This window comes from Plesiomonas sp. (assembly GCF_051650925.1).
Lineage (GTDB): Bacteria > Pseudomonadota > Gammaproteobacteria > Enterobacterales > CAMTGL01 > Plesiomonas.
Map to the genome: position 1 here is coordinate 1 of NZ_JBOFRH010000444.1, position 1570 is coordinate 1570.

General features: G+C 50.4%; 1 protein-coding gene and 1 pseudogene. Both read left to right on the forward strand.

What is annotated here, in order from left to right; translation table 11 throughout:
- Window positions 1-691: 691 nt before the first annotated feature.
- The gene (locus tag ACRC27_RS10780; protein WP_407145540.1) at window positions 692-1375 is read left to right on the forward strand and encodes an ABC transporter ATP-binding protein; all 684 of its coding nucleotides are present in this window, start codon (window positions 692-694) and stop codon (window positions 1373-1375) included.
- Window positions 1363-1570: pseudogene (locus ACRC27_RS10785) on the forward strand (hypothetical protein); the annotation flags it as partial. The gene ACRC27_RS10780 and the pseudogene ACRC27_RS10785, both read left to right, overlap by 13 nt.

Below are 1570 nucleotides of genomic sequence, written 5' to 3' on the forward strand. Positions count from 1 at the left end.
GTCAGGGCGATCACAACGTTGATTCTGGCTAAGCTGAGCAGCAGCATAACGAGAACGGAGACAATAACAGGATTCATATTTTTAATTGTTTGGTTTAACAAGGTGAGCAAACGCTGCGGTACAACAAATAACATCAATACATGTGATTAATTACTGCGTACGTAGCACAAAGAGATAAAAATGTGCGATATTAACGTTGATGGATGTGAAGCAAAGTAGCCATTCCTTTTATTTTCCTGCATTAATAAATTTAATTTGTTTTTTATAAAATGATAGTTTTGCAAATTGCGTAAGATAAACCGAATGACTGTAACGCAATAATATGCATAAGTATAGTGACATGCGGTTATTTATCTGCTGCTGCGTAGTGAGTGATATATTTTTAACCACCTTTATTCATTGCCGATTAAAACCGCCAATAAAACGCTTCCCTCTTGGCGCATACCTTGCGATTTTCCTCGCTCTTAATCTCATAGGCCGATTGGCATGCTCAATGTGCTCCGTTGATTGGCACCCCAATTCTCACCATTCACGCCCTTAAATTACCGTTCGTCGCATAACCACATAGCGTGTCTTCGCACCTTGTACAGTGCTGCCATCAATACAGGATGTAGGAGTTCAATCATGCACAACCGTGAGTTACTGAGCAGAGTCGTTTGTTGCGTGTATGTCGCAACGCAGGAGGTGGCCAATGCTGCGCTTTGAAGGCATCACCAAACATTATGCGTTGGGCAGTCGTGAAATTACCGCGCTTAACGGCGTGAGTGGGGAGATCCACCGTGGTGAGATGGTGGCGCTGTGTGGGCCATCAGGCTCGGGCAAAAGCACCTTGCTGAATGTGTTGGGGTTACTGGAGCCACATTATCAAGGCGTGGTGACGCTTGATGGCCAACGTTATCCGCAGCACGCGCGTAAAGCCGCGACGTTGCGCCGCACCCAACTGGGCTTTGTCTTTCAGCGTTTTAACCTGATCCCCGTGATGACCGCATGGGAAAACGTGGCCTATCCCTTACAGCTCAACGGCTGTAGTGAGCAGGTACAGCGCCAGCGCGCGCAAGAAATGTTGTGCCGGGTAGGGTTAGAAACCGTGCTGCACCAGCGCCCAGATCATCTCTCGGGTGGACAGCAGCAGCGCGTAGCGATTGCACGGGCATTAGTCCATCGCCCGCAGTTGGTGATTGCCGATGAACCCACCGCCAGCCTCGACAGTGAAACCGCCGCGCAGGTGGTTGGTTTGATGAAAGCGTTGAGCCGAGAAACCGGCACCACCTTTGTGGTAGCTACGCACGATGCGCGGATGGCGCGGCATTGTGATCGCTGCTTGACGTTAGTGGATGGCACCTTGGTCGGGGAGGATTTGTCATGGGCCAGTTAACGGGGCGGCTGTGGCGCATTGCCGCTTTGAATCTGTATCGCAACCGGCGGCGCACGGTGTTGTCGGTGTGCATTATTGCCATCGCGGTGTTTGCGCTGACCAGTGCCGGTGGCTTTGGTTTGTATACCTATGATTCGCTGCGGGAGTCGACTGCGCGTGATGTCGGTCATTTGACCATCAGTCAGCAAGGTTACT

Bases quoted from the DNA above. Each gene is read 5' to 3' on its own strand.
- ACRC27_RS10780 (WP_407145540.1), top strand. From the start codon at position 692: ATGCTGCGCTTTGAAGGCATCACCAAACATTATGCGTTGGGCAGTCGT.